The sequence below is a fragment of the Micromonospora maritima genome (genome assembly GCF_902825405.1).
Lineage (GTDB): Bacteria > Actinomycetota > Actinomycetes > Mycobacteriales > Micromonosporaceae > Micromonospora > Micromonospora maritima.
This window is the reverse complement of record NZ_CADEAU010000515.1, coordinates 1-3,595: the sequence shown is the minus strand read 5'-3', so window position 1 is coordinate 3,595 and position 3,595 is coordinate 1. Positions and strand designations below refer to the sequence as shown.

Genomic DNA, 3,595 nt, shown 5'->3' with positions numbered 1-3,595 from the left:
TGAACACTCTTTCCCTACACGACGCTCTTCCGATCTCTGGTCGCCGAGCGGCCGCCCGCCGGGCGCGTCCCGCCCGATCAGCAGCGTCGAACGGGCCTCGGCGCGCCCCGCCTCGACCGCCACCGACGAGCAGAGCGTCCACCCGTCGCGGGCCAGCCGGCCGGCGGCGGGCAACGAGTCCGGGGCGTCGGCGATGCCGAGCGGCAGGCCACGCGGCACCCCCTCGATCGCCCGGCGGGTGACCAGCACCGTCGTCGGCCGTTCCGCCCCGATGATCAGCAGGGCCGAGGCGTAGTTGAGGACCGGGTGCAGCTTCTCCTCCCGGTAGACGAAGCGGGCCCCGGACTCCTTCTCGACGATCACCGCCGCGGTGTCCCGCCAGGCGGTGCCCCCACCGGTGAACAGGCCGTAGAGCGCCACGCCGCCGAGCGCGATCGCCGCGACCAGCACGCTGGCCAGGCCGGCGCCGGCCAGCCGGCGGAACGGGGACCGCGCCGGGTCGGTCTCGCGCATGACCAGCGCGGCGACCGCCCGTTGGACGGCGAACTGGTACGAGTGCAGCTGGTCCTGCCGCGACGTCATCGCTTCCCCTCCGCCGGGACCGTCGGCGCACAGGATAAGCGCTCCGTCGATCCCCCGGGGACCCTCCGTGTCCCCGAGCCGCCGTGCGCCGCCCAACCGGTCGGACTTGGCCCGACTGGCCCGGCTGGCCGGCTGGCCGACTGGCCGGCGCAACCTCGCCGAAGTGGCGGCATCGGGCCCGCCCGGACCCCACCACCTCCCCGAGATGGTGGCGATCACTCCACGGAACTCACGCCGCCAGTCCGACCACGTCTGCCCACTCCTCTCCCCCCACATGACACTCCCGTGCCTTCGCCCACTCGCACCATCGCCGAAGTGGCGTCATCAGACCCTGTTGGACCCAGCCACTCCGCCGAAGTGGTGTCGATCGACTCGCGAAAGGCCAACGGAGGGCACCCCGACCAGCCCGATCCCGGCACCCGGCACCATCTCCCCGAAGTGGCGGCACGCGCCCACCCGGACCCAGCCACTGGAGTGCGGCGGACCTGGACCGCGCCGAGGGCGAGCCCGGACGGTGGGCTGGGTGGCCGACGGGGTGGGTCTCGCCCGGCGAAACCTCGTTCCGCCGCCCGCGCCGTCCACGCGCAGCCCCGACGCCGCAACCTCGCCGCGGCCGTTCCGTCGATCTTCGAGTGGTGGCACCCGATGAGCCGGACAAATCACCGCAAAACAGGAACCACAACGCCAAGATCGACGCAGCGCGGGAGCGGACGCGGGAGGCGGGCGACAGGTGGGACGCGGTGGGTGGCACGTCGGGTACCCCCCGGGGTATGTTGGGTGCAGGAGGTGGGACGTGAAGCTTCGACCCGAGATGACCGGCGACGCGCTGACCCGACTGAAGCGGGCCCGGGGGCAGCTCAACGCCGTGATCGAGATGATGGAGAACGGTGAGGACTGCCGGGCGGCGCTGACCCAGCTCGCCGCGGTGTCCAAGGCGATCGACCGGGCCGGCTTCAAGATCATCGCCTCCGGCATGCGGCACTGCGGCACCGCCCGCCGGGAGGGCGAGGAGCCGGAGATGACCGAGGAGGAGCTGGAGAAGCTCTTCCTCGCCCTGGCCTGACACCGAAGGAAACACCGAAGGACGCCCCACTCCGGGCCGCGTGATCGCGACCCGGGCGGGTAACCCCGTGCCCGGAGACCCGGGCCGGAGTCTGCCCCGCACATACCCCCGGGGGTATGGGCGACGATGAGAGGAGAACGGCTCGTGACCGTCGAAGTGTCCGTCATCGCCACGTCCTCGCTCGGCGACCGCAGCTACCTGGCCTCCGACGGCCGGGTGGCGATCGTGGTCGACCCGCAGCGGGACATCGACCGCGTCCTGCACCTGGCCGGCGCCAAGGGGGTGCGGATCACCCATGTGGTGGAGACCCACATCCACAACGACTACGTCTCCGGCGGTCTGGAGCTGGCCCGGATCACCGGCGCCCACTACCTGGTGGCCGCCGCGGACGAGGTCGGCTTCGACCGGATGCCGGTGGCCGACGGCCACACCGTGCCGGTGTCGGACGCCCTGCGACTGCGGGTGGTCGGCACGCCCGGCCACACGTTCCACCACCTCTCGTACGTGCTGGACGAGGCGGGCGACGGCGGCTGGACCCCGGTCGGCGTGTTCACCGGCGGGTCGCTGCTGTTCGGCACCACCGGCCGCACCGACCTGCTCGGTCAGCAGCACGCCCACGAACTGGCGCACCACCAGCACGCCTCCGCCCGCAAGCTGGCCGACCTGCTGCCCGACGGCGCGCAGGTGTGGCCGACGCACGGCTTCGGCAGCTTCTGCTCGGCCAGCCAGGCCGACGCGCCGGAGTCGACCATCGGTCGGGAGAAGGAGGCCAACCCGGTGCTGCGGCTGGCCGCCGACCGGTTCGTCACCGAGACGCTCGCCGGGCTCGACGCCTACCCGGCGTACTACGCCCACATGGGCGTGGCCAACGCCGCCGGGCCGGCACCCGTCGACCTCACCCCGGTCGCCCGCGCCGACGGCGACGAGCTGCGCCGCCGGATCGCCGCCGGCGAGTGGGTGGTCGACCTGCGACACCGCAAGGCGTACGCGTCCTCGCACCTCGCCGGCACCGTCAGCCTCGGACTGGACGGGCCGATGTCGACCTGGCTCGGCTGGCTGATCGACTGGGGCGTACCGATCACGCTCCTGGCCGAGACGCCGGACCAGGTCGCCGACGCCCAGCGGGAACTGGTCCGCATCGGCATCGACCGGCCGGCCGCCCAGGCCACCGGCGAGCCCGAGCAGTGGGCCACCGATCGGGCGGAGCTGCGCGAGTTGACCGTGGCCGACTTCGACGCCCTGGCCGCCGCGCAGGCCGGGAGCACCCCGGCCGGGCTGCCCGCCCCGCAGGTGGTCCTCGACGTGCGGATGACCAACGAGTGGAAGGCCGGGCACGTCGACGGGGCGGTGCACGTCCCGCTGCCGGACCTGCCCGGGCGACTCGCCGACGTGCCCGCCGGAACCGTCTGGGTGCACTGCGGCTCCGGCTACCGGGCCACCGCCGCCGCGTCCCTGCTGGCCAACGCCGGCCGCGACGTCGTGCTGATCGACGACATGTTCGGCCGGGCCGAGGCCGCCGGCGTCCGGATGGCGCCCACCGCCTGACCCTCCCCACCCACGTCCGGCCGGCGCGTACGCGTCGGCCGGCGACGACCCCTGCCCATGAAGGAGAAGAGCATGACCACCACGACCCCCTCGACCGTCGACGCGGCCACCCTGCGCGAGCTGATCGCCGCCGGACGCGCGCCCCGGCTGATCGACGTCCGCACCCCCGGCGAGTTCGAGGCCGCGCACGTGCCCGGCGCCTACAACGTTCCGCTGGACCTGCTCAAGGAGCACCGCGAGGAACTGCGCAGCCACCTGGACGAGGACGTGGTGCTGATCTGCCGCTCCGGCGTCCGGGCCGGCCAGGCCGGTCAGGCGCTCGGCACCGTCGGCCTGCCCAACGTCAGGGTGCTCGACGGCGGCATGCTGGCCTGGCAGGCCACCAACGCCCCGGTCGTCCAGGGC

3 protein-coding genes are annotated in these 3,595 nt (G+C 73.6%); all 3 read left to right on the top strand.

The window, feature by feature from the left end; genetic code table 11:
* Positions 1-1,375 precede the first annotated feature (1,375 nt).
* Entirely contained in the window at positions 1,376-1,645 is a 270-nt protein-coding gene (locus HUW36_RS28175; protein ID WP_174530901.1) for a metal-sensitive transcriptional regulator, read from the top strand.
* A gap of 144 nt (positions 1,646-1,789) precedes the next feature.
* A complete protein-coding gene (locus HUW36_RS28170; RefSeq protein WP_174530900.1) occupies positions 1,790-3,190 on the top strand; it encodes an MBL fold metallo-hydrolase in 1,401 nt (466 codons plus the stop codon).
* Between the two features lie 72 nt (positions 3,191-3,262).
* Positions 3,263-3,595 (top strand): rhodanese-like domain-containing protein (locus HUW36_RS28165; RefSeq protein ID WP_174530899.1); only part of this gene is annotated, 333 nt, incomplete at its 3' end.